Source organism: Streptomyces aureoversilis (assembly GCF_042657885.1).
Classification (GTDB): Bacteria; Actinomycetota; Actinomycetes; order Streptomycetales; family Streptomycetaceae; genus Streptomyces; species Streptomyces aureoversilis.
The window spans coordinates 256,984-282,746 of sequence record NZ_JBHSKJ010000001.1 but is presented as its reverse complement, the minus strand read 5'-3'; the positions used below and the strand labels follow the sequence as shown (position 1 = coordinate 282,746).

Annotated in this window: 25 protein-coding genes and 1 riboswitch; of the genes, 11 read left to right on the top strand and 14 right to left on the bottom strand. The window is 74.2% G+C overall.

Translation table 11 applies throughout. The features are described from left to right. Positions 1-171 precede the first annotated feature (171 nt). Together ACFPP6_RS01070 and ACFPP6_RS01065 are read left to right on the top strand one after the other, a co-directional pair. Positions 172-1,449 carry an IS701 family transposase gene (locus ACFPP6_RS01070; protein ID WP_382035883.1) on the top strand — a complete coding sequence of 426 codons (1,278 nt, stop codon included), beginning with the start codon at positions 172-174 and terminating at the stop codon, positions 1,447-1,449. 140 nt (positions 1,450-1,589) lie between these two features. Next, complete coding sequence (locus ACFPP6_RS01065; protein ID WP_382035880.1) at positions 1,590-2,225, top strand: sigma-70 family RNA polymerase sigma factor; 636 nt, start codon at positions 1,590-1,592, stop codon at positions 2,223-2,225. A gap of 67 nt (positions 2,226-2,292) precedes the next feature. Here the strand turns inward: ACFPP6_RS01065 and ACFPP6_RS01060 are convergent, their stop codons facing one another. The 3 genes from ACFPP6_RS01060 to ACFPP6_RS01050 form a co-directional block, all read right to left on the bottom strand. Then, a complete protein-coding gene (locus ACFPP6_RS01060) occupies positions 2,293-3,066 on the bottom strand; it encodes an SDR family NAD(P)-dependent oxidoreductase (protein WP_382035877.1) in 774 nt (257 codons plus the stop codon). A gap of 152 nt (positions 3,067-3,218) precedes the next feature. Continuing rightward, positions 3,219-4,235 (bottom strand): NAD(P)H-binding protein, encoded by a 1,017-nt coding sequence (locus ACFPP6_RS01055; RefSeq protein WP_382035874.1) that lies wholly within the window; start codon positions 4,233-4,235, stop codon positions 3,219-3,221. After that, positions 4,195-4,854, bottom strand: a complete 660-nt coding sequence (locus ACFPP6_RS01050; protein ID WP_382035871.1) for a ScbR family autoregulator-binding transcription factor — start codon at positions 4,852-4,854, stop codon at positions 4,195-4,197. Before ACFPP6_RS01050 ends, ACFPP6_RS01055 begins: the two co-directional genes overlap by 41 nt. A gap of 143 nt (positions 4,855-4,997) precedes the next feature. Here ACFPP6_RS01050 and ACFPP6_RS01045 point away from each other — a divergent pair, with 143 nt between their 5' ends. Together ACFPP6_RS01045 and ACFPP6_RS01040 are read left to right on the top strand one after the other, a co-directional pair. Further along, positions 4,998-6,035, top strand: a complete 1,038-nt coding sequence (locus tag ACFPP6_RS01045; protein ID WP_382035869.1) for a ScbA/BarX family gamma-butyrolactone biosynthesis protein — start codon at positions 4,998-5,000, stop codon at positions 6,033-6,035. A gap of 146 nt (positions 6,036-6,181) precedes the next feature. Further along, entirely contained in the window at positions 6,182-7,051 is an 870-nt protein-coding gene (locus ACFPP6_RS01040) for a polysaccharide deacetylase family protein (RefSeq protein ID WP_382035866.1), read from the top strand. Positions 7,052-7,111: 60 nt separating this feature from the next. Here ACFPP6_RS01040 and ACFPP6_RS01035 read toward each other — a convergent pair whose 3' ends face one another. Further along, positions 7,112-7,492 carry a MerR family transcriptional regulator gene (locus tag ACFPP6_RS01035; protein ID WP_382035864.1) on the bottom strand — a complete coding sequence of 127 codons (381 nt, stop codon included), beginning with the start codon at positions 7,490-7,492 and terminating at the stop codon, positions 7,112-7,114. Positions 7,493-7,619: 127 nt separating this feature from the next. Next, the gene (locus tag ACFPP6_RS01030; protein WP_382035861.1) at positions 7,620-8,903 is read right to left on the bottom strand and encodes an MFS transporter; all 1,284 of its coding nucleotides are present in this window, start codon (positions 8,901-8,903) and stop codon (positions 7,620-7,622) included. Between the two features lie 66 nt (positions 8,904-8,969). Here ACFPP6_RS01030 and ACFPP6_RS01025 point away from each other — a divergent pair, with 66 nt between their 5' ends. Then, complete coding sequence (locus ACFPP6_RS01025) at positions 8,970-9,437, top strand: MerR family transcriptional regulator (RefSeq protein ID WP_382035859.1); 468 nt, start codon at positions 8,970-8,972, stop codon at positions 9,435-9,437. 34 nt (positions 9,438-9,471) lie between these two features. Here ACFPP6_RS01025 and ACFPP6_RS01020 read toward each other — a convergent pair whose 3' ends face one another. After that, positions 9,472-10,362, bottom strand: coding sequence for a LysR family transcriptional regulator (locus tag ACFPP6_RS01020; RefSeq protein ID WP_382035856.1), 891 nt, complete (start codon positions 10,360-10,362; stop codon positions 9,472-9,474). A gap of 118 nt (positions 10,363-10,480) precedes the next feature. Between ACFPP6_RS01020 and ACFPP6_RS01015 the strand changes: the two genes are divergently transcribed. Together ACFPP6_RS01015 and ACFPP6_RS01010 are read left to right on the top strand one after the other, a co-directional pair. Next, a complete protein-coding gene (locus ACFPP6_RS01015; protein ID WP_382035853.1) occupies positions 10,481-12,070 on the top strand; it encodes an AMP-binding protein in 1,590 nt (529 codons plus the stop codon). A 156-nt stretch (positions 12,071-12,226) separates the two neighbouring features. Then, the gene (locus tag ACFPP6_RS01010; RefSeq protein ID WP_382035850.1) at positions 12,227-12,670 is read left to right on the top strand and encodes an RICIN domain-containing protein; all 444 of its coding nucleotides are present in this window, start codon (positions 12,227-12,229) and stop codon (positions 12,668-12,670) included. A gap of 61 nt (positions 12,671-12,731) precedes the next feature. On the opposite strand, the gene ACFPP6_RS01005 is transcribed toward ACFPP6_RS01010, so the two are convergent. From ACFPP6_RS01005 to ACFPP6_RS00990, 4 genes are all read right to left on the bottom strand, one after another. Beyond that, the gene (locus ACFPP6_RS01005; protein ID WP_382035847.1) at positions 12,732-12,914 is read right to left on the bottom strand and encodes a hypothetical protein; all 183 of its coding nucleotides are present in this window, start codon (positions 12,912-12,914) and stop codon (positions 12,732-12,734) included. 21 nt (positions 12,915-12,935) lie between these two features. Further along, positions 12,936-13,955, bottom strand: a complete 1,020-nt coding sequence (locus ACFPP6_RS01000; RefSeq protein WP_382035844.1) for a questin oxidase family protein — start codon at positions 13,953-13,955, stop codon at positions 12,936-12,938. 153 nt (positions 13,956-14,108) lie between these two features. Next, positions 14,109-14,759 carry a class I SAM-dependent DNA methyltransferase gene (locus ACFPP6_RS00995; protein WP_382035842.1) on the bottom strand — a complete coding sequence of 217 codons (651 nt, stop codon included), beginning with the start codon at positions 14,757-14,759 and terminating at the stop codon, positions 14,109-14,111. A gap of 79 nt (positions 14,760-14,838) precedes the next feature. Further along, complete coding sequence (locus ACFPP6_RS00990) at positions 14,839-16,128, bottom strand: sulfite oxidase (protein WP_382035839.1); 1,290 nt, start codon at positions 16,126-16,128, stop codon at positions 14,839-14,841. A 388-nt stretch (positions 16,129-16,516) separates the two neighbouring features. Between ACFPP6_RS00990 and ACFPP6_RS00985 the strand changes: the two genes are divergently transcribed. Next, positions 16,517-19,897 carry a hypothetical protein gene (locus ACFPP6_RS00985; protein WP_382035837.1) on the top strand — a complete coding sequence of 1,127 codons (3,381 nt, stop codon included), beginning with the start codon at positions 16,517-16,519 and terminating at the stop codon, positions 19,895-19,897. Positions 19,898-19,942: 45 nt separating this feature from the next. Here ACFPP6_RS00985 and ACFPP6_RS00980 read toward each other — a convergent pair whose 3' ends face one another. The 3 genes from ACFPP6_RS00980 to ACFPP6_RS00970 form a co-directional block, all read right to left on the bottom strand. Next, positions 19,943-20,155, bottom strand: a complete 213-nt coding sequence (locus tag ACFPP6_RS00980; RefSeq protein ID WP_382035835.1) for a hypothetical protein — start codon at positions 20,153-20,155, stop codon at positions 19,943-19,945. Between the two features lie 169 nt (positions 20,156-20,324). After that, positions 20,325-20,609 carry a hypothetical protein gene (locus ACFPP6_RS00975; RefSeq protein WP_382035834.1) on the bottom strand — a complete coding sequence of 95 codons (285 nt, stop codon included), beginning with the start codon at positions 20,607-20,609 and terminating at the stop codon, positions 20,325-20,327. Positions 20,610-20,697: 88 nt separating this feature from the next. Then, complete coding sequence (locus ACFPP6_RS00970; protein ID WP_382035832.1) at positions 20,698-21,048, bottom strand: hypothetical protein; 351 nt, start codon at positions 21,046-21,048, stop codon at positions 20,698-20,700. A 213-nt stretch (positions 21,049-21,261) separates the two neighbouring features. Between ACFPP6_RS00970 and ACFPP6_RS00965 the strand changes: the two genes are divergently transcribed. Further along, complete coding sequence (locus ACFPP6_RS00965; protein WP_382035830.1) at positions 21,262-21,654, top strand: hypothetical protein; 393 nt, start codon at positions 21,262-21,264, stop codon at positions 21,652-21,654. Between the two features lie 80 nt (positions 21,655-21,734). Beyond that, positions 21,735-21,945: riboswitch (cobalamin riboswitch) on the top strand. A 177-nt stretch (positions 21,946-22,122) separates the two neighbouring features. After that, positions 22,123-24,447, top strand: a complete 2,325-nt coding sequence (gene metE / locus ACFPP6_RS00960; RefSeq protein WP_382035829.1) for a 5-methyltetrahydropteroyltriglutamate--homocysteine S-methyltransferase — start codon at positions 22,123-22,125, stop codon at positions 24,445-24,447. A gap of 63 nt (positions 24,448-24,510) precedes the next feature. On the opposite strand, the gene ACFPP6_RS00955 is transcribed toward metE, so the two are convergent. Continuing rightward, entirely contained in the window at positions 24,511-25,269 is a 759-nt protein-coding gene (locus ACFPP6_RS00955; protein ID WP_382035827.1) for a TetR/AcrR family transcriptional regulator, read from the bottom strand. 107 nt (positions 25,270-25,376) lie between these two features. Between ACFPP6_RS00955 and ACFPP6_RS00950 the strand changes: the two genes are divergently transcribed. Continuing rightward, positions 25,377-25,622 carry a hypothetical protein gene (locus tag ACFPP6_RS00950; protein WP_382035824.1) on the top strand — a complete coding sequence of 82 codons (246 nt, stop codon included), beginning with the start codon at positions 25,377-25,379 and terminating at the stop codon, positions 25,620-25,622. The last annotated feature ends 141 nt before the right edge of the window (positions 25,623-25,763 follow it).

The window sequence follows — 25,763 nt, the reverse complement described above, 5'->3', positions numbered from 1 at the left end:
GTGGGTCCGACACTCCCCCGGCCGCCCACCGGCGGCAACGCCGACTTGGCCAAGTAGGCGCGGGTCGCCTCCTTCCCCGTGAAAGAATAAAAAACGTTCGCTATCTTTTAAGGGTCGGCACCGCCACCGGCGCCGGCGACCGGCCACCGATGCTCCGAGGGGGGACCCACCATGGCCGCTCAGCACCCCGCAGTCCTGCCGCAGGCGCCGCAGGACCCCAGCAGCCTCGTGCCCGACTTCGTGTCCGACTTCGCGGAGGACGTGTTCGGCTACCTGCCGCGCGTCGACCAGCGCCGCTGGGCGGACGCCTACCTGCGCGGACTGCTCACGGTGCGGGGCAAGAAGACCATCCGTCAGATGGCCCGGGCCGTCTCCCCCTCCTCCGGTGCGCCGCAGGCCCTGCAGCAGTTCATCAGCGCCAGCCCCTGGGACTGGGCGGCCGCCCGCGAGGCCCTGGCCCGCAAGGCCGCCGCCCGGCTGCCCTCCCACGCCTGGACGATCGGCATGACCCTGGCGGAGAAGCGCGGCGAGCACTCCGTCGGGGTCCACCGGCGCTTCGTGCCCGACGCGGGCCGCACCCTCAACTGCCAGGTCGGCATCGGCCTCTTCCTCACCTCAGGCTCCGAGAGCATCCCCGTCGACTGGCGCCTGCTGATGGACGAGAGCTGGTGCGGCGACGAGCAGCGCCGCAGGCGCGCCCGCGTCCCCGGCACCCTGCGGGCCCAGCCCGTCTGGGAACACGTGCTGGACCTCACGGACCGCCTCGCCGCCCTCAGGGTCTCCGGCCCGGCACCCCTGGTCGTCGACCGCTGCTGCGCCGCCGACGCCGCCCACCTGGCCGCCCAGCTCAACCTGCGCGAACGGGAGTTCGCCATCGAGATCCGGCCCGACCAGCCCGTGCTGCCCGCCCTGCACGCCGGTCCCGGCGCGGGGCCGCGGCCGTCGGCCGTCCGGCCCATGAGCGCGCTGCAGTTCATGCGCGACGGCGGGTTCCGCCACCCGTACGTGGTCGGCGTCGAGGACCACGGGCACGGCCCCGCGAACGGCAACGGGAACGGAACCGGGAACGTGAACGGGCACGGACAGGACCGGGGCCGCCAGGTGCGGCACCTGAACGTCCACTCCTCCCTCGTCCGCCTCCCGGGCCGCTCCGGCGCCCCCAGCACCCACCGCGTCTACCGGCTGCTGGCCGAACAGGCCCCCGCCCACCGGCGGCCGGCCCGCTTCTGGATCACGACCCTCGTGGACCGGCGGATGGACGAGGTCCTCTCCCTCATCCGGCGCCCCGCGCTCACCCACGCCGCCGTGCAACGGCTCGAGGACGACTTCGGGATGCTCGACTTCGAGGGACGCTCCTTCCCCGGCTGGCACCACCACATGACGATGGCCTCCGCCGCCTACGTCTACAGCCGCCTGCAGCACGGCGCCCGGCAGCTCGCGACCGTCTGACAGCAGCCGCCCGGACCAGCCGCCCCAAGCCCCGGGCGATCCGCCCCGTGCACCCGCCCGGCACCACGCACCGCACCACGCACTCCGTACGAACCGACACGGCACCGTGCAGCACGGCGCCACACGGCAAAGGACGAACGATGGCCGCGCCCCCGACCACCACCGCAGCAGCGGAGACCGACGAAGAGCGCGCGAGGCGCTTCGAACGCGACGCGCTGGCCTACCGCCGCCGGATGCACACGGCGGCGCTGCGCCTGACCCGCAACCCCGAGGACGCGGAGGACCTGGTCCAGGAGACGTACGCCAGGGCCTACAAGTCCTTCCACCAGTTCCGCGCGGGCACCAACCTGTGGGGCTGGCTCCACCGCATCATGACGAACACCTTCATCAACTCGTACCGCAAGAAGCGCGCCGAGCCGCAGTACTCCTACGCGGGCCGGATCGAGGACTGGCAGCTGGCCCACACCTCCGGCCACACCTCCGCCGGCCTGCCGTCCGCCGAGAAGCAGGTCCTCGACCACATCCCCGACCCCGAGGTGCTCGACGCGCTGCAGGCGACGCCCGAGGAGTTCGTCAAGGTGGTCTACCTGGCCGATGTCGAGGGTCTGCACTACCGGGAGATAGCGCAGCTCCTCGGCATTCCCGCGGGGACCGTCACCTCCCGCCTCCACCGCGGGCGCAGGCGGCTGCGGACCCTGCTCGCGGATCACGGCCGGCGCGCCGGCCTCCCCGCTGCCGCAGCGCCCGCCCCGGCGCCGGCGCCGGTCGAGGCCTGACCGGGAGCGGAGCGCGCCCCGGCAGGAGCCCGGGCGGCCGGGAGGCGCTCCCGGCCGCCCGGCGCGGTCAGGCCGCGGTCCAGCCGCCGTCCACCTGCATCGCGGCACCGGTGACGAAGGAGGCCCGGTTGCTGCACAGCCAGGCGGCGGCCTGCGCGATCTCCGTCGGGTCGGCCATGCGCTTCTGGACGGAGCGCTCGACGAAGCTCTTCTCCAGGGCCGGGGTCCCTTCCAGGACCTCTTCCATCAGCTCGGTGCGGGTGCTGCCCACCACCAGGGCGTTGACCCGGACGCCGAGCTCGCCGTACTCGGCGGCGGCCGCCTTGGTCAGGCCGAGGACGGCGTGCTTGGCCGCCACGTACGCGGCCGAGGCGCCGGTGGCCTGGTGGCCGGCGACGCTGGAGGTGTTCACCACCGCCCCGTCCCGGCCGGTGGCGAGGATGGCGGGGATCTGGTGCCGCAGGCAGTTCCACACTCCCCTGAGGTTCACGTCGATGATCCTGTCGAAGACGGCGTTGTCCGTCTCGTGCAGGGGGACGCCCGCCACCGCCCAGCCGGCGTTGTTGAACGCGGCGTCCAGCCGGCCGAAGTCCTCGACCGTCGCCGCGACGGCCCGCTCGACGTCCCGTTCGTCCGCCACGTCCCCGGTCACCATCGCGGCCCGCCCGCCCGCCAGGGAGATCTCGTCGACCAGGTCGCTGAGCCGCTCCTTGCGGCGCGCCAGCAGCATCACGGCGGCTCCCTCGGCGGCGAACAGCCGCGCCGCGGCCGCGCCGATCCCGCTGGAAGCCCCCGTGATCAGTATCGTTCTGCCGTCCAGCATCCGCTGTCCGTCGCTCATGACTCCCCCTAGCAAGCCTCAGGCTCCCGCCTGACAACGTGGTCTTCTGCGGCGACTGCAGCCGCGGAGGGCGACCGGGGCCCATGGCCGGACCCGGTCGCCGTCGGGGGTGCAGTCCTCCCTGCGTGCGGGGTGGGGACGGTGCGGAGGGTTCAGGGGATCGGCGCGGCGCGGAAGGCCGCGGCGTGCCGCGCGGCCCAGGCCCCGTAGGTTCCCGGCGTACGGCCGGTCACCCGTGCGACTCCGTCCGTGAGGCCGGCCTTCGCGCCCTCGTGCTGCCGCCGGGCACTGGCCAGGAGTGCCTGTGCCAGCGGTTCGGGGTGGCGGGCCCGCCATGCGTCGAGCGCCTGCTGCTCGGTGAGTTCCTCGAGGCCGACGGGCTCGTCCAGGAGCGCCGCCAGCTGCCGGGTCTGGTCCCGCGCCGAGAGGGCCTGCGGGCCGGTCAGGGCGTGGACGCGGCCTGCGTGGCCGCCGGGCCGGGACAGGACGCGCGCCGCGGTCCCGGCGACGTCCTGCGGGTCGATGCAGGCGTTGCGGGCGTCGCCGTACAGCGCCCGCACCGTTCCCCGGCTGCGCACCGACGAAGCCCAGGAGAGCGTGTTGGACATGAACGCGCGCGGGCGCAGGAGGGTCCAGTCCAGGCCCGAGGCCCGTACGAGCTCTTCGCCGTCACGCTGCCAGCGCGTGATCAGGTCCTGGGCACCGGTGTCGGTCACCGCGAGCGCGGACAGCTTGACGACGTGCCGGACGCCGCCCGCGCGCGCCGCGGCGAGGAGGTTCGCGTCGTGCGCGGGCCGCAGCGGGTCGAAGGTGACCATCAGGACGGCATCCGCGCCGGTCAATTCCTTTGTCAGCGCCGGGCGGTCGGAGAGGTCCGCCCCGGCGATCCGGCCTGCCAGGCCTGCGCGGGCCGCCCGCGCCGGATCCCTCGTCAGCGAGGTCACCTCGCAGCCGGCCGCCACGAGCAGGCGTGCCACCCGGCTGCCGACCGTGCCGGTCGCTCCCGTGATGACGATCCGCCGCGGCCTGCCACCGGCGGGCCGGGCGGCCGCGTCCGGTCCGGTCCGGGCGGCCGGTGCGAGCGGTGCGCCGTGGGCGCCCTCCGCACCGGCCGTGGCCGGACCGCCGTCAGCCGCCCGTTCCCCCGTCGGCCACTCCCCCGTCGTCATGCCTCTTCCCCCGTTCCCCGTCCAGCTCGATACGGTCCGCCACGTCCGGCACGGCGATGCCCGGCAGCAGCAGTTCCCACATGTGCACCGTACGCTCGGTGAGGTCCTTGCGGCCGTTGAGCAGCTGGGCGTACAGCTGCACGCCCGTGCACGCCCCGACCACGAAGGCGGCCACCCGGTCCGGGTCCGCCTCCGGCCTCAACTCGCCCTTGCGGGCGGCCTCGTGCAGACACTCTCCCATGATCGTGCGCCAGCCCTGGTAGGAGGAGGCGTCCTGCAGGCCGAAGCTGCCCTGCTCCACCGCGAGCCGCACGCCCGCGCGCAGCACCGGATCCACCTGCAACTGCCGTGCCCACACCAGCGTGATGTCCACCAGCCGTTGCAGGCCCTCCGAGCCGATGAGCGGCTCAATCGCCCCCGACTGCGCGTTCATCACCGCACTGGCCAGGCCCTGCTTGGACTGGAAGTGGAAGTACAGCGCTCCCGCCGTGACCCCCGCCCGGTCCACGATCTTGGTGATGGAGGCCCCGGCATATCCCTTCTCGTCGAACTCCTCCGCCGCCGCCTTCAGGATCAACTCTCGGGTCCGCACAGCCCGTTCCTGCGTCGGTCGCGACATCGCGGCTCCCCAAAAGGCACTTGAACTAAAAAAAGAACGACCTCTATTTTATTCCCCGACGGCCTCACCGTCCAGCACCTTCAACAGCGCCACCAGCACACGCACCTGCATCACGGACAACGCCCCCACCGGAGGAGTTCCCCATGCACAGCACCGCTGGCCGCACCACCGCCACGGCATCCCCCGCCTTCGTCCCCGCCGAGCTCGTCCACAAGGCGAACCCCGACGGAGTCCTTCTGACGGGCTGGCACCGCACCGGCGAGGACACCTTCACCGTCGCCGCCCACTGGCCCTACACCCACCGCTTCTACACGACCGGCCCCGGCCGGCTCGACCTCGTCCTGCTCAACGAGACCGTCCGGCAGACCTTCCCGCTGCTCTCCCACGCCGCCTACGACGTGCCCTTCGGGCACCCCCTGCTGTGGGAGCGCTACCGCTACCGGATCACCCCCCACGCCCTGCGGGCCGTCGACCTCTCCGGACCGGTCGAACTCCGCGTCACCTGCACGGAGTCGGTGCGCCGCGGTCCGCGCGTCACCGCCCTCGCCCTGCGGATCGACGTCGTACGGGCGGGGCTGCGCCTGGCGACGGCCGACACCCGCTTCACCATCCAGACGCCGGCGGTCTACCGGCGCCTGCGCGCCGGGCAGTCCGGCACGGAGTCCGGCTCCGGCACCGCGCAGGGGGCGCCCGGCCTGCGCGTCACCGAGCCCGCCCCGCCCGTGCCCCGGCCGTACCCCGGCCGCGGCGCCCTCGACAACCTGGCCCTCACCCCGACCGGGACACCCCACACCTGGCGGCTGCGGGCCGACACCACCCACCCCGTCTTCTTCGACCACGCCGTCGACCACATCCCCGGGCAACTGCTCCTCGAAGCCGCCCGGCAGGCGGCCCGGTCCACCGCCCACGGGCGCGCCGCCGTGGTGGCGGTGGACAGCACGTTCACCCGGTTCGTCGAACTCGGCAGTCCGTGCCGGATCGAGACCCGCCCCCTCCCCCACGACCCGGCCGGGCACGCCCGCGTGGCCGTCACCATGGAGCAGGACGGCGCCGAGACCTTCTCCGCCGCCGTCACCCTGCAGCAGAGCGAGCCCCGCTGCGCGCCAGGGGCGCGCAGACCGGCCGGGGTCCGGGACGTCCGGGCCCTCCGGAACTCCACAACGCGCCTGTGCCGCCCGTGAGTTGAGCATGTCCCGCGTGTGATGTTCCTCATGCCGTGCCGCATTGACCTTCTCATTAATGTGAAGGTCCGAGCATGCACAGCATGCGGAACACACACCACCAGCTGCGCCGCCCGCGCCCGGCACGAACCGCAAGGTGAGGGACGATGGACCACCAGCTCTTCGACTACAGCCCGATCGTCGAACGCGAGCCGATCCACTGGCCCGGCGGCGCCCGCGTGGCCTGTTACGTCGCGGTCAACGTCGAGCACTACCGCATCGACCGGCCCTCGACCAGCATCTTCGCGGGAACCGCAGGCCTCGCGCCGGACCCGCTGAACTACGGCTGGCGCGACTACGGGCCCCGTGTCGGCATCTGGCGGCTCATCGAGAGCCTCGACCGGCACGGGATCCGCGCCAGCGCGATGCTCAACTCCGCCGTCTGCCACCACTATCCCCAAATCGTCCGGGCGGGCAGGGAGCGGGACTGGGCCTGGATCGCCCACGGCAAGGACAACTCCACCTTCCACACCGGCATGACGGCCGAGGAGGAGCGCGCCTACCTCGAGGACGTCGTCGAGACCATCGGGACGGCCACCGGCCGGCGCCCCCGCGGCTGGCTCGGCCCGGCCCTCACCGAAACCTTCCGCACGCCCGCGCTCCTCGCCGAGCTCGGCCTGGACTACGTCCTCGACTGGTGCAACGACGACCAGCCCTACCGGCTGAACGTCCCCGGCATGCTGAGCATGCCGTACTCCATCGAGGTCAACGACGTCACCCTCTTCCTCGGCCGGAACCTCAGCGGGCCGGACTTCGTCCGGATCGTCGAGGACCAGCTCGACCAGCTCCACGCCGACGCCCGCACCGGCGGACGGGTCATGGCGCTGGTCCTGCACCCCTTCATCAGCAGCCAGCCCTTCCGCCACAAGTACGTGGACCAGGCGCTGCGCCACCTCGCCGGCCACCCCGGGGTCTGGCTCGCCACCAGCGACGAGATCGCCGCGCACTACGCGCGCACGACCGCCGGGAGCCCGTGACCGCACGCGCCGGCGACAGCCGAGCCCGCCTCCGGACGTCCGGAGGCGGGCTTTCGGCGGTCAGACGCCCGGGGCGGCGGCGCAGGACGGGACCGCCGCCGCGATGAGCGAGTCCAGCACGTCGCGCGCGGCCAGCAGATCGGCCACGGCGTCGCCGATCCGCCGGCGCTCCCGGCGCAGCCGGTCGAGCACGCCCGGGCCGGCCGGCACCGCCGCCGTCCGGCCGGGGCCGGGCAGCAGGGGGATCAGGCCGGCCACCGTCCGCGTGCTCAGCCCGGCCGCCAGCAGGACCCTGATGAAGCGGACCCTGTGCACGTCCTCCTCGCCGTACTCGCGATAGCCGCTGGACCGCCGGCGGGGCCGGAGCAGGCCCTGCTCCTCGTAGTACCGCAGCAGCCGTTTGCTGACGCCGGTCCGCCGGGACATCGCGGAGATCAGCATCTCCCGCTCACCTCCCCGGCCCGCACTCGCACGTGCGCCCGCGCTTGCCTTCGTGTCCGCAAACGGGGGACGGCCCCGCGAGGACCCGGTCGGGTCTTCGCAGGGCCGCGATGTGCCGCGTGGGCGTTCACGAGTTCGCACTCGCGCGCTTGGCGGGGAAGCCGTGCGCCCGGGCGGCGAGCACGACGGCCAGGACCGGCACCAGCAGCACCAGCACGCTCCAGGGGAAGGAGGAGGTGCCCCACAGGCCGAGGAGGACGCCGCCGACGACCCCGCCGCCGGCCATGGCCACGTTCCACAGGGTGACGAGCATGGCCTGCGCCGCGTCGGCCTGCTCGCCGCCCGCGTCGCCCACGGCGGTCTGCAGGAGCGTCGGAGCGCCGCCCCAGCCCAGGCCCCACAGCGCCGCCGCCACGTAGACCAGCGCGGGGCTGTCGGACAGCACGGCCAGGATGGCCGCCGCGGCGGCGACCAGCAGCGTGCTGAGGACCGTCAGCGAGCGCAGCCGGCGGTGGATCTGTGCGCCGACGATCCAGATGCTGAGCAGGGACGCGACGCCGAAGACCAGCAGCACCAGGTCCGTCGAGCCGCCCATGTCGAGCCGGTCGAGGAAGGTGGCGATGTAGGTGTAGAGGATGGTGTGGGCCAGCACGAAGACGGTCACGACGAAGAGGACGGGCGCCACGCCGGGCACCTTCAGGGCCCCCAGGATCGGCTCGCGCTCACCGCGCTTCTGCCCCGGGTAGTCGGGCACCATCGCCACGATCCACGCGATGACGACGAGCGTGAGACCCGTCATGACCAGGAACGCCACCTGCCAGCTCAGCGCCTTGCCCAGGAACGTGCCCGCGGGCACGCCCAGCGAGAGGGCGACCGGGATGCCGGTCATCACGATCGCGATCGCCTTGCCCTGCAGCGGGACCGGCGCCATGCGGCGCGCGTAGCCGGCCAGCAGCGCCCAGGCCAGACCCGCGGCCACACCGGCCACGAAGCGGGCCACCATGGTCAGGGGGTAGTTCGTCGAGACCGCGGTGACCGTGTTGGCGACGGCGAAGGCGCCCATCGCCGTCAGCAGCAGGCCCTTGCGCCGCCACCCGGCGGTGGCCGCGGTCAGCGGGATCGCCGTGAGGGCCGTGCCGATCGCATAGATCGTGACCGTCTGGCCGGCGGCGGACTCGCTCACCCCCAGGTCACCGCTCATCGCGGGCAGCACGCCCGCGGGCAGCGTCTCCGTCAGGCTCGTGATGAACACGGCCGTGGCCAGCGCCAGCAGCGCCAGCAGCGGGAGCTTCTCCTCCTTGCGCTCCCCCTTGTGCTCCCCGGCTCCTCTCCGGGACTCCTTCCTCTCCTGCTTCTCCTGAACGACACCGGCTACGGGATCAACGGACGGCTCCGTTTTGCTTATTGACATGATGTGAATCCTGGAACCCTCACACATATGTGAAGGTCAAGCCGACAAGAATGTGAGGCCCGTCACATGAGGATCGGAGAGCTGTCGGACCGTACCGGCACGCCTCGCCGGCTACTGCGCTACTACGAGGAGCAGCAACTCATCACCTCGGACCGCACGCCCAACGGCTACCGCGACTACGACGACCACCTCGTCGACCGCGTCCTGCAGATCAGGGCGCTCCTCAACACCGGGCTGCCCACCCGCCTCATCAGGCAGATCCTCCCGCGCTTACCCCAGGCGCACGCCATTCACCCGGTCCACCCCACGCCCGAGCTGATCGCCACCCTGGAGCACGAGCACCGCCAGATCACGAGGCGCATCCAGCACCTCACCGACAACGCGAACGCCATGGCCCACTACCTGGACGCGATCCGCAACTCCCCCACGGCTTCCACCAACCCCATGGCCCCCATAGCCCCTATGGCCCCCACGACCCCCGAGGCGTCCGGCCCTCCGGCTGCGCCCCCGTCCGGCTACGCGGCGCAGGCCTGACCGGTTCAGCGCCTTTCAGCCCTTTCAGCACCTTTCAGCGCCTGCGGGGTGCCGCCGCGAAGTGTCCGACGGCGAAGTCGCCGAAGCGGCGGGCCGCGGCGGTCACATAGGCGTCCTCGTGCCGGGCGAGCCACAGCACCCGGTGGCAGTCGGGCGCGGCGAGCCGCGCCCAGGCGACCGTCCCGCGGCCGCCGGTGTCGCGTGCCATGGCCGGGAGCAGGGCGACCCCCAGCCCCGCGCCGACGAGGTCCAGGATCGCGCCCGGCTCGTTCCCTTCGCAGACGATCGCGGGGCGGACCCCCTCCCGGGCGAACAGCCGGTCGGCGAGGATGCGTTGCCAGTGTCCCGGGCTGGGCGTGATGAACGGCTCCCCGTCCAGCGCGGCGAGGTCGACGCCTTCCTTCCCGGCCAGCCGGTGCCCGGCGGGCACGGCGAGCAGCACGTCCTCCCGGAGGAGTTCGACGGAGGTCAGCGCCGGGCCCGTGAGCGGCTGGGAGACCAGGCCGAAGTCCACTTCGCGCGTGCGGAGCCGTTCCGCCATCGCGCCCGCGGTCGCCTGGTACAGCCGGACGTCCACGCCCGGGTGGGCCGCCCGGAAGCCTGCGAGCAGCCCGGCGAGGGTCAGCAGCGTTTCGGCGGCGACCGTGACGGTGCCGCCTTCGCCTCCGGCGGCGTCGGCCAGTTCGCGGCGCCCGTCCTCGAGTTCGCGGAGCGCCCGGTCGACGCGGCGCAGGAAGGCGGCGCCGTGCTGGTTGAGCCGGATGCGGCGGCCGCGGCGGTCGAAGAGCGGGACGCCCAGCTCCGCTTCCAGCCGTGCGATGGTCCGGCTCACCGAGGGCTGGGCGACGTGCAGCTCCGCGGCGGCCCGGCTGATGTGCTCGTGGCGCGCGACGACCTGGAAGCAGCGCAGCGACAGCAGGTCCATCCGTTCCCCCCCTTATAACTCCCCAGGCATCTTTACATGCCTGTTTTGGTCTTGGACTGCATAAGTCCCGCGCCCGTAGCCTCCGGACATCCCCCTCGCCCCGAAGGAGACACGACCCATGACCGACAACCCGCCCCTCCCGTACGAGAGTTACGCCCTGACCATCCTGAACGTGCTCTCGCGCTCCCCCGGGCAACCCGCGCTGATCACGGCGGAGGGCCGTACCGTCCCGGCCGGGGAGCTGTGCGACGACGTCCGCCGGGCGGCCGCGGAGCTGGCGGCGCGCGGCATCGGCCGCGGCAGCACCGTCGCGCTCCTCACCGGCAACCAGCCCGGGGCACTCCTCGCCCGCTACGCGGCGAACCTCCTGGGCGCCCGCGTGGTCCACCTCACCGAGGGCACGGCCCCGGAGACGCAGGCGCAGATCGTGCACAGCGTCGGGCCCTCGATGCTGCTCGCCGCCCCCACCGCGCGGGAGGCCGCCGAGGCGCTGCTCGCCCGGGCCCCGGTCCCCGCCGTGCTCACCCTCGGCCCCGCCTCCTTCGGCGAGGACCTCCTGGCCCGCGCGTCCCTCCGGGAGCCACGGCCGGTGGCGGGTGCGGCGCGCGCCGGGGACGACTGGTGCATCCGTTTCACCGGAGGCACCACGGGCGTCCCCAAGGGCGTCCGGATGGCCCACGGCCCGTACGGGCGGATGCTGGCCCTGTACGCCGGCAGGATCCCGTCCGGGTCGCGGCCCCGCCTCCTCGCCTGCACCCCGCTCGCACACATGGCCGGGGTCGTCGCCGACATCACGCTCCTCGCAGGCGGCACGGTGGTCCTGCAGCCCGCCTTCGACGCGGGGGCCGTGCTGGCCGCCCTCGCGCGCGAGCGCATCACCGACGTGTGGCTGCTGCCGCCCCTGCTGTACGAACTGCTGGACCACCCGGACCTGCCGGACACCGACGTGTCCGCACTGCGCCGCGTCTTCTACGGCGGAACCGCCGTCTCGGCCCGGCGGCTGCGCAGCGCGGCCGAGGCGTTCGGGCCGGTCCTCCACGGCTGGTACGGGCAGACGGAGGCGGGCAACATCACCGAGGTGCTGCCCCACGAGCACACGGTGACGGGACGCGGCGGCCGGGCCACGGCCGGACGCGCGGCCCCGGGCGCCGAGATCGCGATACGCGACGCGGACGGCAGGCCCGTGGCCCCCGGGGAGGCCGGGGAGGTCCACGTCCGGACCCCGATGATGATGAGCGGCTACTGGCAGCAGCCCGAGCTGACCGCGGAGGTGCTGCGCGACGGCTGGATCCGCACCGGCGACGTCGGCTACCTCGACGCCGGCGGATACCTCTATCTCGTCGACCGGCTCAAGGACATGGTCGTCGTGGTCGGCGGGCACGTCTACCCGGCGGAGCTGGAGGAACTCCTGCACGGACACCCCGCCGTCGCCCAGTGCGCGGCGTTCGGGGTGCGGCGCGCGGACGAGAGCGAGGAGGTCCACGTCGCGATCGTCCCTGCGGCCGGGCACGAGGCGGGGCACGGCGCGGAGGGCGGGGCGTGGCGCGAGCGGATCCGGGGCTTCGTGACGGAGCGCAAGGGGGCGATGTACGCGCCGAGCGCCGTGCACGTCGTGGACCGCATTCCGCTCACCGCCGTCGGGAAACCCGACAAGAAGCTGCTGCGCGCCACCTGGGCGCCAAATCCGCCTTTGGCCGCGGGCATATGAAATATTCAGCGATGTCCGAGAAATTCCCCGGACTTCTCCCGGCCGCCGCCGCACGCGTTGCGGCGGCCCGGCCCCGCATGGAAATACGATCTTGATCGTTGTAGGGTCGGTGGCGGCAACAAGCAGTTTCGATTCACCGCCAACAGGGGGAATTACATGGGGAAGCGCCTGATGGGCAGGCTCGCGGCGGCAGCGGTCATCGCGCCCGCTCTGCTCCTCGCCGGCTCGGGCGACGCCTTCGCCGACGGCAGCGTCACCTGGAAGAACAAGGGCACGAACAAGTGCCTGTCCCACATCGCCGGCATCGCCGCAGTGGGCGACTGCGGTTCCGGGTACACGAACTGGTGGGAGACCAAGAAGAGCGACGGCTCCTTCGTCCTGCGCGCCGGGGGCTACAACGGCGACTGCCTTCAGCATTACAAGGGCGAGCTCCGCACCGTTTCGTGCGACGGCAGCAATTACCAGAAGTGGTACGAGACGAAGTTCTCCAACGGCTGGCGGCTCACCAACAAGGCCACCGGCAAAACCCTGGGCACGAACAGCAGCAACGGCATTTACGCGGGAATCGATGCCGGTGGCAAGCTCCAGCGCTGGGGATAAGACCCCGGGGTTTTACACCCAGAGGTACTGAGAGGCGCCGGTCGGATTCCGCTCTCCTTTGTCATTCCTGGAGGACGATCCGGCCCAGCAGCGTCACCGTCAGGCCGAAGTGGTCGGCGTGCACGAGCCGCCGGCCACCGGGCGTCCACGGCCGCCGACCCGGGATCGTGCCGGTGGCCGTGGGCGGGTCGACGCCGCCCCGCGGCGGGGTCGGCAGGCCGCGCGCCAGGCCGTCCGGCCCCACCCGCCCTGCCGATCTCCGGCGTCAGGAGAGGGGGGCGCTCAGTTCGACGGCACGCAGCGCGGCGGCGAGCGCTTGTTCGTCACCGACGTCCAGTGCGGTGTCGGTGAGCTTGATGACGTGCTCGTCGCCGTGCGCCAGGGCGCGTTCGAGGACCTCTCCCGCGGAGACGGACCCGGGAGACACCGCGGCAACGGGCTGCTCCGGGGCGTACATCGCCGTCACTGCGGCCGACGCCTGCCATGCCGCGTGCAGGCTCGGCACCCACAGGCTGCGCGGGAGGGCGCGGAGGCTGCGCAGTACGGCGTTGGGGGCGGTGGCCGCGTGGACGAGCATGGTCGCCTCGCCGTGGCCGTGGGTGGCGTAGCGGTGGGTCGTGGCGCGCACCAGGTCGGCGAGCCGCTGCCGGGCCTCGTCGGGACCGGTCACGTCAGCGGACCAGACCGGCAGCCGGCCGACCAGGGCCAGCCGGGTCGGGAACCCTCCCTCACGGACGGGGATCGGGGGCACGGCCTCCAGGGCCTCGCCCGCGTCCGCGGCGCCGGGGAGCCACGTGACGCCGGAGAGGGGGTGGTGCCGGGCGGCCCAGTAGCCCAGGGCGTGCGCAAGCTCGGTCAGCCGGGGCTCGCTCTCCTCGTGGTCGAGGAGGGCGCGCACGGCGTGGCCGGTCCGGATGACGGGGTGGGTGGAGCCTCCGAACATCCCGGGCAGGAGGCGCGGCCACCACGTCGCGAGGAGGCTCCTCCAGTCCTGTGCGGAGAGGGCGCGGGTGAAGTAGGCGATCCAGTCGGCGGCCCGGCGCGGGTCCCCCAGCGCGGTGGCCCAGTCGGCGTCGGTGACGGGGGCCACGGGCGTGGGGAAGTCCTCCAGGTGCTCCTCGTAGCGGTCGAGCCAGCGGTGCACCGCGGCCGGCCGGCCGCGCGCCACGAGGGCCTCGGCCACCATCGGGGCGTGGTTGGTGAGCCGCCCGAGCCGCTCCGGGCCGGAGACGTGCAGGCGTTCCAGCGCTTCGTCGAGCACACCGCTCGTGTCGATGGCGTTCATACCGAGCACGGTATGCAGGCCCGCAGGACTCCGCATCGGGCTCGGGGACGGGAGTCCGCGCCGCGGGGCCTGGTTCCCGGGTTGCACGTCGTCAGCCGTAGAGGTTGGTCAGCGCGGCGCGCCCGCCCCGAGCGCCGGCCCCGGGCGGCGGCGTCAGGCAGGCTTCCGGGCCAGCAGGAAGGCCTGCGGGGTCCCTTCCACGCCTTCCTCGGGCTCGCGCACCAGCCGGGCGCGCACGGCCAGTCCGGCCCCGCCGAGCTGCTCGGCGATGCGGTCCGGCTGCCGCCTGTGGAAGTCGAGCGACACCTCGTGGCCGAAGGGCCGGTCGATGTGCAGGGGTTCGTCGCCCACCTGGAAGGCGACCAGCAGGGGGGCGCCCGGGGCCAGCACGCGCTGGAGCTCGGCGAAGACCTCCGGCAGCAGTTCCTGCGGGGTGTGGATGATCGAGTACCAGACCACGGCCCCGGCGAGCGCGCCGTCCGGTATGTCCAGAGACAGCATCGAGCCCACCTCGAACCGCAGCTCAGGGTGCGTCCGCCGGGCCGTGGCGATCATCTGCGGCGACAGGTCGATGCCGTACACGGGCAGGCCGAGGGCGTTCAGGTGTGCCGTCACGCGCCCCTCGCCGCACCCGATGTCGGCGACCGGTCCCTCGGCGGCGCCCCGCACGAGCTCGGCGAAGGCGCCGAGCATTCCCCGCTCCAGCGGCTGGTCGTCCAGTATGTCGCGGTAGCGGTCGGCGTATTCGGTGGCGATGGCGTCGTAGAACGCCCGGGTCGTGCTCAGGAAGCCTGGTTCGGTCATGATCAGGCACCCTACTCGGGCCTCACCACGGCGGGCCGCCGCGGTGAGGCCCGCCGCGGTGAGGCCGCCTGCGGCCGGGTCAGACGACCTCGACGGCGTGGCGGACCACGGCGTCGAAGAAGTAGCCCTGCTCGTTCGGGACCGAGCGGGCGGGCTGGGTGTTGCCCGCGGTGTCCGTGGCCCGGGCCAGCAGGTGGGCGGGGCCGGTGCCGCGCGGGTGCCAGGGCGTGCTCCAGCGCACCCAGCCCCCCGCGCGCGGGGCGTCGTGCAGCCGGGCCGGCCGCCAAGCACCGCCGCCGTCCGTACTCACCTCCACCCGGCGTATCCCTCCCTGCCCCGACCACGACCGGCCCGTCAGCCGGTGCCCGCGGCCCGCGGCGAACACCGCGCCGGGCGCCAGCTCGAAGGCGCTGCGGACCGGCTGGCGGGTCACCGGAGCGCTGCCCCCGGCCGGGTGCGCGGGGCCGAAGAGCCGGTAGAAGACGGTGTTCCACGGCGAGAACAGGGGGCGGTCGGACACCTCGATGTCCCCGACCCATTTCACGGACGCGATGCCCGCCCAGGAGGGCACCACCAGACGTACCGGACTGCCGTGGTCGGGGACGAGCGGGCGGCCGTTCATCTCGTACGCCAGCAGGACGTCGCCCAGGGCCTTCTCCACCGGCATCGGCCGGCGCACCCGCCCGTGGTCGGTCCCTTCGGTGACGAACGCCGCGTCCAGACCGCGCGGCATCACGTCCACCGCCCGCGGCGAGAGCCCCGCCAGGCGCAGGACGTCCGACAGCCGCGCGCCCCGCCAGCGTGCCGCTCCGACGGCGCCCATCGTCCACGGGGTACCGCTGACCGGGTCGCCCTGCTGGGTGGTGAAGTAGCTCCGGCCGTTGCCCGCGCACTCCAGGCACACGCTGGAGGTCACGGCGGGCAGCGCGCGCAGGTCCGCGTACGAGAACTCCACCGCGCGGCCCCGCAGTCCGCTGCCCCACACCGTCAGGCGCCACCGCGCGGGGTCCAGGAGGGGCGTCGCCGTGTGGTTGCGGACGAAGAACCGGTCGACCGGGGTGTGGTAGCCCGTGCCCCGCAGCGCCGCCCAGTTCGTCTCCGCGTTCGTGCCCCGGACCGTCAGCAGTCCGGCGGGCAACGGCTTGACGATCCCCGGAGCGCCCGGCGCCTCCGCGGCCGCCGCGGGCCCGGCGACGGCCGTTCCCGGGAGCGAAGCCACCGCCCCGGAAGCGCCCACCGCTCCCAGGAGGCGCAGCACGCCCCGGCGGGAGATTCCCTCCCCCACCGCCTCTCCCGAGAGGTACCGCCGCAGCCTGTCACGGTCGTACGCGCACTCGTACGCGCCGGATCCGCCTCTCGCCGTTCCCATCCGAGCTCCTCCCCGAAGAGCGGGCCGCAGCGCCCACCACACGCTAGGCGACGCCGGTCCCACAAGTCCCCACTGCAAATCAGCCACCACCGGCTGCGGCGGAGGGCGTGAAACTGCCGTGAGAATGACCTGAGTTGAGCTTTACGCCGACAGTTGCCTTCGCAGCCTCGGCGTTCACCCTCGGGCGGCCGCCACAGCGGAGGATCCACCGCCCGGCAAGGCACTCGTCGAGGTGCTCGTCGAGGTGACCGTCAGCAATTACCTGTACCTGCAGGGCAGCCCAACCGCGCCCAGGAAGCGCGACAGCGACGCCCGCCTCGTCCACCACCTCACCCGGAAGCGGTGCCCCGGCGCCTGACGGAGCAGGACCCTCCGCGAGAATCGCCCGGTGACCGAAACCTCCGCCCCCGCACGTGCCGACGAACTCCTCGCCGCTCTCGACCCCCTCCCCTTCCCGCGGCGCGTGCGCCACGTCGCGCGGTGGGCCCGGGAGCTGGGCGCCCGCGGGGAGCTGGGCGCGGTGGTGGCCGAACTGTCCGGGCGCGGGCGCTACGAGCTGGGTGTCGCCGGGCTGGCTGCGAGCGTCGGCCGTGACGTCGCCTGGCTGCGGACGCGGCTGACCGATCCCGACCCGGCGGTGCGGGTCCACGCCGTCGCGGCCGTGCGCCGGGGCCTCATACCCGACGCCGAGGTGGCGGCGGCGCTGGACGACGTCCCGGTGGCGACCCGCCGCCAACTCGTCCGCGCGGTCGTCGCCGGACGGCGCACCGCGCTCGCGGAGGCCCTCGTCCGGCCGGTCCGCGAGCGCTGGGGCGACGCCGAGGCGGCGAAGCTCCTGCCGGTCTGCGGGCCCGGGACCGTCGCGGAGCTGCTCCCCGTCCTCTTCCACACCACCGTCCCCTGGGCAAGGCTCGCCCGCCGCCACGCGACCGCGATCCTCGACGAGGCGGAACGCCGGCTCACCGCGCTGCCGGAGGACCACCGGCGCCGGTGGTGGCTGTCGTACGGGTCCGTCGTGGCGGCCACCGTGGACGTCGAGCCGCTGCGGGTGCTCGACCTGCTGCAGCGCCTGTGCCACGGGAGGCTGCCCGGGCAGGTGCACCGCCGGCTGGGCCGGCTGGCGGCCGCCGATCCGGCCGGCACGCTCCGGCTCCTCGTGGCGCCCGAGCGCGAGGACGCGGACCTCTCCGGCCTGGGCAGGCCCGTGCTGCGTACGCTCGTCCACCACCGGCCGCCGGGCTTCGACGACCTGGCCCGGGCGCTGGCCCGCCACGAGCCCGCGCTCGCGGGCCTGCTGCGTCTGATGCCGCCGTCGCAGCGCGCCGAGTGCTACGACGCCGCGATGCGCGGGCGGGACACCGGCCGTGCCGTGCTGCCGGACAGGATCCTGGAAGTGCTGCCGCGGGCACGGCGGGAGGCCGAGGCACGGCGCATGGCCGCGCAGGCCCGCGAGCGCGGGGCGGACTGGCGGACGGTCCTGTCGGCGCTGTCGTACCTGCCGGTGGCGGAGGTCCGCGAGGAGTTGCTGGCCGCCACCCGCCGCCCGGTGGCCGAGGACCGGGCGTACGCGTACGGGCTGCTGGTGCGCAACGCCGCCCTCGCCCGCGACCCCGCCGTCGTCACGGAACTCCTCGCCGGCCTGGGCCGGCTGCGCAACGACCAGGAGCCGGTGCGGTCCGCCGCCCTGACCGCGCTCGCCGCCGTCCACCCCTCGCTGTTCGCCCGCGAGGCCGCTCCCCACCTGGACCGCCTCGCCACGTACGCGATCGAGGCACGGGACTTCTCGCGGTCCGAGAAGACCGCCCTGCGCTCCCTGGCCGACGCGCTGCTGCGCGAGCACGGCGACGCCGGGGAGGGCGGCGAGGAGAGCGAGCCGGCCGCCTGGTCGCTGCGCACCCTGGCGCAGCTGCCCGGATCCGCCCGCACCCCCGGGCACCTGCGGCCCGGGCAGGAGCACCGGATCTTCGAGGCCCGCCGCCCGTCGCTCGAAGCAGCCGCCGACCGGGCGGACTTCGCCGGGACGCTCGAACTGGCGGGCTCGCTCGGCGAGCGCGCCCACGGGGTACCGGGGCTGCAGGCCCTGCTGCGGCGGGCGGTCGAGCACGGCGCCCCCGGCGACGCCCGCGGCGCCGCCTCGTACTGGCTCGGCGACCCGCGGACGCGCGAGGCCCGGGTCGCCGAGCTCCTCGCGCTGGACCCGTCGGCCGTCACGCTCCCCGCCGTGGCGGCGGTGCTGGTGCGCCGCCGCACGGACCTGCTGGACACCCTCCTCGGCGGCACCACCCCTCCCTACGGGCGCTTCCTCACCAAGGACAGCCACTGGCTGCCGCCGGTCCGCCGGGAGACCGCGTACTGGCTGCCGCGTCAGCAGGCCGCCGCCGCACGGCTGCTGGAACGTGCGGTCGAGGACGAGACGCTCACGACGCACCAGCGCGTGCACGCGCTCCGGCTGGCAGCGTGCATCCCGGAGTACGGCACCGAGCTGCTGCTGCGTTGGGCCGACGACAGCAGCGTGCCGCTCGCCGAAGCCGCCCTGGCCGCCCTCGCGTGGACGGACGCCCCGGGGAGGCACGTGGGACTCCTGCTCTCGCACGCCGGCGGGGACCGGGCCCGGGTCGCGGTCGCGGCGGCGTCCCGGGCGGCCCGGTTCGTCGCGCCGTCCGCCCTGGCCGGAATGCTGCGCGGGCTGCTGACCGCGCCCACCGGGGTGAAGGTGACCAGCCGGAAGGAGGCCGCACGGCTCGCCGCCACGGCGCTGCCCGCGCCCGGGGCGGTGGCCCTCCTCGCCGAGGCGTGCACGCTCCCGGGCCAGCACCACGACGTGCAGGCAACCTGCGTGGCATTCACGACGGACCTGCTCGCGTACGAGGAGGCCTGGGGACTGCTGGAGACCGCGGCGACCGGGCGGAGCGAGCTGCGCACGGCCGTGCTCTCGACCGTGCCCCGCAGGCTGCCCGCGCGGCACCGGCGCCGCTACGCGACGCTGGTCCGGGCCGTGTGCGACACCGACGACCCCGAGGTCGCGCGCCAGGCGTACGCGGCGCTCGGCCGGTGGTCGCCCTGGGCGCCCGGAGCAGCGGACGTCCTGGTGGCGGCCGTCACCGACCTGGAGAACCGGACGAGCTGGAGCCACGCCGCCGAGGCGCTGTGCGACGTCGTGGTGCTGGCGCCGTCCGGATCACCGGACCTCGCCCCGCTCGTGCGGGCGTTCACGGCTCTGGTGGACACCGACGCCCTGCCGGACGCGCCCGACGCGGAGCCCGGCCGCGACCGGCCCGCCCGCGCGCGCATCCGGCGCCTGGTCACCGGCCTGACCGGCAGGAGCCGGTGGCACACCCGGGCTCTCGGGGAAGCGGCGCCCGTGGTGGCCGAACTCCTCGCGGACTCGGGGGACCACGTCCCCGAGGCGGTCGAGCTGATGCTCCGGGTCCTCGACCCGGCCGCCTCACCGGACGCCCTGACGGCGCAGCTGGAGCGCCTCGCCCGGCTGCACGAGGGCCGGCCCGTGCTCGCGGCGCGGACGGCCGGTTCCCTCGCCGGGAGGTTCGGCAGCCGCGACGGCAGCGACGAGGCGCTCGCCCACGCGGCCCGCTCCCTCGCGGACGACGGGGGCCTGGCCACCGGGCTGTTCGCGCTTGCGCTCACCGTGCTCGGGGGCCGCCGCACCGGCTGGTCCGCCCCCTGGCGCGAGCAACTGCGGTCCCTGCGCCGGCACCCCCACCCGGACGTACGCGACGAGGCGCTGGCCCGGGTGACGGCCACGGAATAGGGGGCCACGGGGGGCTCAGGGGCCGTGCCCCCGAGCCCCCCGTACCTAGGAACGTCCTTCGACGACCCGCCGGGCCGCCTCGCTCTCGGCGGCGGCCGGCGACAGCTCGCTCAGCGTGTCGAGGTCGGTGTCCTCCCGCAGCTCCTTCTCCCAGGCGGCCGCCAGCTTCTCCTGCTGCTCGCGCGGCTGGTGCCGGACCTCCTCGCGGTGGGCCGGGCTCAGGGCCTCCAGGAATCGCGCGACATCGTCGGTCGGCATGGGTTCTCCCTCGTCAGCGTCGACGGGCATCCCTTTCCCGCCGCCGGGAGGCCACCGACGGGCCGGGACCGCCCCTTCACCTGAAAGGGGAACGGGCAGGCGCCGGCAGGCGGAAGCGCGGCCGCCCGCTCCCGGTGCCGGGAGCGGGCGGCCCGCCGGGCGGGCCCTGCTATTCCTGCCGCACGTACAGCAGCAGACGGGCGAAGAGGCCGGGCCGGGTCGGTGGCGCGCCGCGGGGGGCGGCCGGTTCGGCTTCCGCGACGGGGATGCTCGCGCCGGGGCCGGCAGGAGGCTTCTCCTCGGCCAGGGCGGCGGGGTCCGCACCGCGCGAAGGGCTCGTGGTGCCCGGAGGGTGCTCACCGTCGGTCGAGGCGGGCTTGGGGTCTGGACCGTGGGCGCGGTAGACCTGGGCACGCAGATACGCACTCAGGACACGCGCGGGATCGAGGGGCATGACGTCTCTCTGCTCTCGTGCCTGCCGGTGTGAAGGGAGTTCCGCATGTGCGTCCGCCCGGGACGGCCGGGGGCGGGCGCGGTCCTTCTCAGCAGCGCAGGACGTCGTGGCGCGCGGGGCCGGCGGAAGCCGCGGGGGCCTCGGGGGCGGCCGGGGCCGGCAGCGGGCAGGCCGGGGCGGCCCGCGAGACGGACGCCCGGAAGGGCGGGAGGCAGGAGCGCCTGGAGGGCGAGACCGAGGAGCGGGGCGAACGGGGGTCCGCGACGCAGTCGTCGGTGGCGGCGAACTCCACGGAGACGGAGCTCTCCTCCGGGCCGGGGCCCAGGGCGTAGACGGTGCCGCTCCCGCCGGAGAACAGCAGGAGGACGGAGACCAGCACGGCGACCGTGGCCCGCACGGCGGGCCGCCACGGCAGCGGCTCAGGACTCCACAGGTTCATGCACTAAGCGTAATCAGTCAATTACTTTCGGCGCATTCCACCGTTCGGGTGAGGCCGTTGAATCGGACCCTGCATCTTCGTGCGGGGGCCGGGTACCTGGCCCGGATGGTCGCACAGCCCGCGCCAGAGCACCCGGGCGCGCCGTACGGTCGAGGCAGGGCCTCCCGCTCGGCGGCGGAGCCCGGCCACGGCCAGGACGGCGAAGGAGGAGCAGTGACGGATGCCCGGGAGAGTGCGGACCACGTCAGCGTGCATCTGACGGACTGCGGCCACCAGGACGCGGGCGCCGTCTTCGGCGTCCTCGAGGCCGTCTTCCCCGAGGCCGGGCCGCCGCGCGGCGAGACCGGGCCCGGCGCCCCGGGCGCCGGGCCCATGATCTGGTGCATGAGCGTCGACACCCGGACGCGCACCGGCGGCGACGCGGTGCAGCCGGAGGGGACGCCCCTGTCGGGCGCGGTGACCGCCGACCTCTTCGGCGCGGCGGACCCCGTCCGCCAGGTCAAGGAGGAGCTCGAACGGGCCTTCGCCGTCGAGCACCGGGGGCACGTGTCCGGCGAGCACGAGATGGAGCTGCGCCTGCGCCTGGCCACGCGAACGGCCTCCTGAGGAACGTCCGTTCGTGCGTCGCGTGTCCCACACCACAGTCCGGTATCCGAACAGGTCTGTCCGTGGGCCCGCCCGGCACCATATGGTGACGGTGCAGCCGGTTCGCCCTGCTCGCCAGGCAGGCGCGTCGCAAGAGGGAACCCGGTGGGAATCCGGGACTGCCCCGCAGCGGTGAGCGGGAACGACCGCCGTCATACGCACTGGATCCGTACGGATCCGGGAAGCGACGGCCAGTAGGTGCCATGTGGCGTGCCCGCGAGTCCGAAGACCTGCCGACTGCCCGTGCGCTGCCGAGCGCACGGAGATCCCGGTGACCTCGAGGGCGGGTCGGCGCACACATCAGGCGGGCACGGACGGCGGCGCATACGCGACCGCACTCCGGCAGCACCGCCCGGTTCCGTCGTTCCTTCGCGCCTTCCGCCCGTCCCCGGGGTCATGGACGCACGCACGCTCGCGAAGGAGAGTTCCGTGACCAGCAAGTCCGCAGCCGCGGCAGCCCAGGCCACCGTGTACGGCTACCCCCGTCAGGGCCGCAACCGTGAACTGAAGAAGGCGATCGAGGGGTACTGGAAGGACCGCGTCACCGCCGGCGACCTCCGGGACACGGCCGCCGCACTGCGCCGCACCAACTGGCAGCAGCTGGCCGGCGCCGGCGTTCACGAGGTGCCCACGGGCGACTTCTCGCTCTACGACCACGTCCTGGACACCAGCGTCATGGTCGGCGCGATCCCCGCGCGGCACCGCGCGGCCGTCGAAGCCGACTCCCTCGACGGCTACTTCGCCATGGCCCGCGGCACCCAGGACGTGGCGCCGCTGGAGATGACCAAGTGGTTCGACACCAACTACCACTACCTGGTCCCCGAGCTCGGCCCCGACACGGCCTTCGCCGCGGACTCCACCAAGCAGGTCGCCGAGCTGAAGGAGGCCCTCGCCCTCGGCCTGACCCCCCGTCCGGTCCTCGTCGGGCCCGTCACCTACCTACTGCTGGCCAAGGCCGCACCCGGCGTCGCCGCCGACTTCGAACCGCTCACCCTCCTCGACCGGCTGCTGCCGGTGTACGCCGAGGTGCTCGCCGACCTGCGGGCCGCCGGGGCCGCCTGGGTGCAGCTCGACGAGCCCGCCCTGGTCCAGGACCGCACCCCCGCCGAGCTGAACGCCGCCGGCCGCGCCTACCGCGACCTGGGCGGCCTGACCGACCGGCCCCAGCTGCTCGTCGCCTCCTACTTCGACCGGCTCGGCGAGGCCCTGCCCGTCCTCGCCAAGGCCCCCGTCGAGGGCCTCGCCCTGGACTTCACCGGGCCCGCCGCCGCCAACCTCGACGACCTCGCGGCCGTCGGCGGACTGCCCGGCAAGCGCCTCCTGGCCGGCGTCGTCAACGGCCGCAACGTGTGGATCAACGACTTCGAGAAGTCCCTGTCCACGCTCGGCACCCTCCTCGGCCTCGCCGGCCGCGTCGACGTCTCCTCCTCCTGCTCCCTGCTGCACGTCCCGCTGGACGCCGCGGCCGAGCGGGACATCGACCCGCAGATCGTCCGCTGGCTGGCCTTCGCCCGCCAGAAGACCGCCGAGGTCGTCACCCTGGCCCGCGGCCTGGCGCAGGGCACCGACACCATCGCGGCCGAACTGGCCGCCAACCGCGCCGACCTGGCCTCCCGCGCCGGCTCGGCCATCACCCGCGACCCGGCCGTGCGCGCCCGCGCCGCGGCCGTCACCGACGCCGACGGCCGCCGCTCGCAGCCGTACGCCCAGCGGGCGGCCGCGCAGCGGGCCCACCTCGGCCTGCCGCTGCTGCCGACCACCACCATCGGCTCCTTCCCGCAGACGACGGAGCTGCGCACCGCCCGCGCCGACCTGCGCGCCGGGCGGATCGACGAGGCCGCGTACGAGCGGCGCATCGAGGCCGAGATCCGCGAGGTCATCTCCTTCCAGGAGAAGGCCGGCATCGACGTCCTGGTGCACGGCGAGCCCGAGCGCAACGACATGGTGCAGTACTTCGCCGAGCAGCTGACGGGCTATCTGGCCACGCAGCACGGCTGGGTCCAGTCGTACGGCACGCGCTACGTCCGCCCGCCGATCCTCGCCGGCGACATCTCCCGCCCCGAGCCGATGACCGTGCGCTGGACCCGCTTCGCCCAGTCGGTGGCGAGCCGCCCGGTCAAGGGCATGCTGACCGGCCCGGTCACCATGCTCGCCTGGTCGTTCGTCCGCGACGACCAGCCGCTCGGCGAGACCGCCCGCCAGGTGGCCCTCGCCCTGCGCGACGAGGTGAACGACCTGGAGGCCGCCGGGACGTCGGTGATCCAGGTGGACGAGCCCGCCCTGCGCGAGACGCTGCCCCTGCGCGCGGCCGGCCACGCCGGGTACCTGGCGTGGGCGACCGAGTCGTTCCGCCTGTCCACCAGCGGCGTCCGGCCGGACACCCAGATCCACACGCACATGTGCTACGCGGAGTTCGGCGACGTCCTCCAGGCCATCGACGACCTCGACGCCGACGTCATCAGCCTGGAGGCCGCCCGCTCGCACATGCAGGTCGCCGCGGAGCTGGCCGTCGCCGGCTACCCGCGCGAGGTCGGCCCGGGCGTCTACGACATCCACTCGCCGCGCATCCCGGGGGCGGACGAGGCGGCGGCGCTGCTGCGCAAGGGCCTGGAGGCGATCCCCGGCGAGCGCCTGTGGGTCAACCCCGACTGCGGTCTGAAGACCCGTGGCTGGACCGAGGTCCGGGCCTCCCTGGAGAACCTGGTCGCGGCGGCCCGCACGGTCCGGGCCGAGATCCCCGGCCAGGCCTCCTGACGGTCACCTGACGGGAGGGGGCGGCGCCGGACGACCCGGCGTCCGCCCCCTCCTGCCGCGGGGTCAGCGCGCGGGCAGGATCCGGTCGAGGTGGTAGTCCAGCGTCGTCCGGACGTCGGCGAGGGTGCGCCGGCCGTGGAGCACGTCCATGCCCAGCCCCGTCACGCCCGAAACCAGCAGGTCCGCCTCCCGCCCCGGGTCGGTGCCGGGCGCCGCCCCCGCCTGCGCGATCAGACCGGCGACGAGCTGCTCGACGGGCTGGGAGGCGTGCAGGAAGACCTCGGCCAGTGCCGGGTCGGTGAGGCTGCGCACGTAGTACGCGACGAAGACGCGCAAGGCGCTGCGGCGCTGCTCGTCCAGGGGCAGGAACTCGTTCAGGACGGCTCCCAGCACCGCCCGCAGGTCCGCCGGATCGGGCAGCACGGCCATGCGCGCCCGGGCCCGCCGGTCGTTCTCCTCGTGCAGCAGGTGCAGCGCCGAGACGAGGAGGCCGTGCTTGCTCCCGAAGTGGTACTGGACGACGCGCAGCGAGACCCCCGCCTCGGCCGCGACCTCGCGCATGCTGGCCGCCTCCAGGCCCCGCTGCGCCGCGATCCGCCAGACGGCCTCGGCGATCTGACGCCGCCGTCCCTCGCCCGCGCCGCCGGCGGCGGGCTCCCCGGCCGGGGTCACCGCCGCCTCCCGGCCGCCGCGCTCACCGGCCCGCCGCCGGTACGCCCTGGCCTGGCAGCTCCGCGAGCAGTAGAGGGGCGGGCGGCCCCGGGCCGCCACGGCGAGCGGCGCGGCGCAGACGCGGCACCGATCCCGAATTTCGTCACGCACGAATACAGTCTACCGCTCGCCAAAATGCGTGACGAAACCCGACATTCTCCCTCTTTTCGTTGATACAGTCGTATCAACGAAAAGGAACTCCGGCCACAGGAGGCGGAATGAACGAGGGCTGGTACAGGCTCCTGTCCATCGTGGTGCTCGTCGTGGGTGTCCACGAGGGCCCGCTGTCGGTCGTCCACCGGCTCGTCAGCAACGACGAGGGCACGGTCCTGCGAGCGGCGAACTACCTCCCCTCGCCCTGGTGCTACGTCGTGGCGACCGCGGCGGCGCTCCTCGCATTCGGCGCGCTGGCCGTGCTGGACACCGGACGCAAGAAGGCTCTGACCCGCGAGAACGCCGCGTAGCGGCCCCCACGGAACCCTCCCTCTCCCCGCGCGCTCCGGGTGACACCCGGCGATCATGCGGTTGAGCTCCGGGCGCGCCGGTTACCCATCAGCCGCGGTCCCGCGCACGGAAGCGGGTGCCGGAGCCGACAGGGAGCGTGA

What these genes read in the sequence shown, in the direction of transcription:
- ACFPP6_RS01055 (WP_382035874.1), bottom strand. Translation starts at nt 4,235, where the DNA reads ATGACGACGGGGGAGTGGCCGACGGGGGAACGGGCGGCTGACGGCGGT.
- ACFPP6_RS00975 (WP_382035834.1), bottom strand. Translation starts at nt 20,609, where the DNA reads ATGCCCCTCGATCCCGCGCGTGTCCTGAGTGCGTATCTGCGTGCCCAG.
- ACFPP6_RS01040 (WP_382035866.1), top strand. Translation starts at nt 6,182, where the DNA reads ATGGACCACCAGCTCTTCGACTACAGCCCGATCGTCGAACGCGAGCCG.
- ACFPP6_RS01015 (WP_382035853.1), top strand. Translation starts at nt 10,481, where the DNA reads ATGACCGACAACCCGCCCCTCCCGTACGAGAGTTACGCCCTGACCATC.
- ACFPP6_RS00970 (WP_382035832.1), bottom strand. Translation starts at nt 21,048, where the DNA reads ATGAACCTGTGGAGTCCTGAGCCGCTGCCGTGGCGGCCCGCCGTGCGG.
- ACFPP6_RS01070 (WP_382035883.1), top strand. Translation starts at nt 172, where the DNA reads ATGGCCGCTCAGCACCCCGCAGTCCTGCCGCAGGCGCCGCAGGACCCC.
- ACFPP6_RS01025 (WP_382035859.1), top strand. Translation starts at nt 8,970, where the DNA reads ATGAGGATCGGAGAGCTGTCGGACCGTACCGGCACGCCTCGCCGGCTA.
- ACFPP6_RS01050 (WP_382035871.1), bottom strand. Translation starts at nt 4,854, where the DNA reads ATGTCGCGACCGACGCAGGAACGGGCTGTGCGGACCCGAGAGTTGATC.
- ACFPP6_RS01045 (WP_382035869.1), top strand. Translation starts at nt 4,998, where the DNA reads ATGCACAGCACCGCTGGCCGCACCACCGCCACGGCATCCCCCGCCTTC.
- ACFPP6_RS01030 (WP_382035861.1), bottom strand. Translation starts at nt 8,903, where the DNA reads ATGTCAATAAGCAAAACGGAGCCGTCCGTTGATCCCGTAGCCGGTGTC.
- ACFPP6_RS01010 (WP_382035850.1), top strand. Translation starts at nt 12,227, where the DNA reads ATGGGGAAGCGCCTGATGGGCAGGCTCGCGGCGGCAGCGGTCATCGCG.
- ACFPP6_RS00950 (WP_382035824.1), top strand. Translation starts at nt 25,377, where the DNA reads ATGAACGAGGGCTGGTACAGGCTCCTGTCCATCGTGGTGCTCGTCGTG.
- ACFPP6_RS00980 (WP_382035835.1), bottom strand. Translation starts at nt 20,155, where the DNA reads ATGCCGACCGACGATGTCGCGCGATTCCTGGAGGCCCTGAGCCCGGCC.
- ACFPP6_RS01020 (WP_382035856.1), bottom strand. Translation starts at nt 10,362, where the DNA reads ATGGACCTGCTGTCGCTGCGCTGCTTCCAGGTCGTCGCGCGCCACGAG.
- ACFPP6_RS00990 (WP_382035839.1), bottom strand. Translation starts at nt 16,128, where the DNA reads ATGGGAACGGCGAGAGGCGGATCCGGCGCGTACGAGTGCGCGTACGAC.
- ACFPP6_RS00995 (WP_382035842.1), bottom strand. Translation starts at nt 14,759, where the DNA reads ATGACCGAACCAGGCTTCCTGAGCACGACCCGGGCGTTCTACGACGCC.
- ACFPP6_RS01000 (WP_382035844.1), bottom strand. Translation starts at nt 13,955, where the DNA reads ATGAACGCCATCGACACGAGCGGTGTGCTCGACGAAGCGCTGGAACGC.
- ACFPP6_RS01035 (WP_382035864.1), bottom strand. Translation starts at nt 7,492, where the DNA reads ATGCTGATCTCCGCGATGTCCCGGCGGACCGGCGTCAGCAAACGGCTG.
- ACFPP6_RS01065 (WP_382035880.1), top strand. Translation starts at nt 1,590, where the DNA reads ATGGCCGCGCCCCCGACCACCACCGCAGCAGCGGAGACCGACGAAGAG.
- ACFPP6_RS01060 (WP_382035877.1), bottom strand. Translation starts at nt 3,066, where the DNA reads ATGAGCGACGGACAGCGGATGCTGGACGGCAGAACGATACTGATCACG.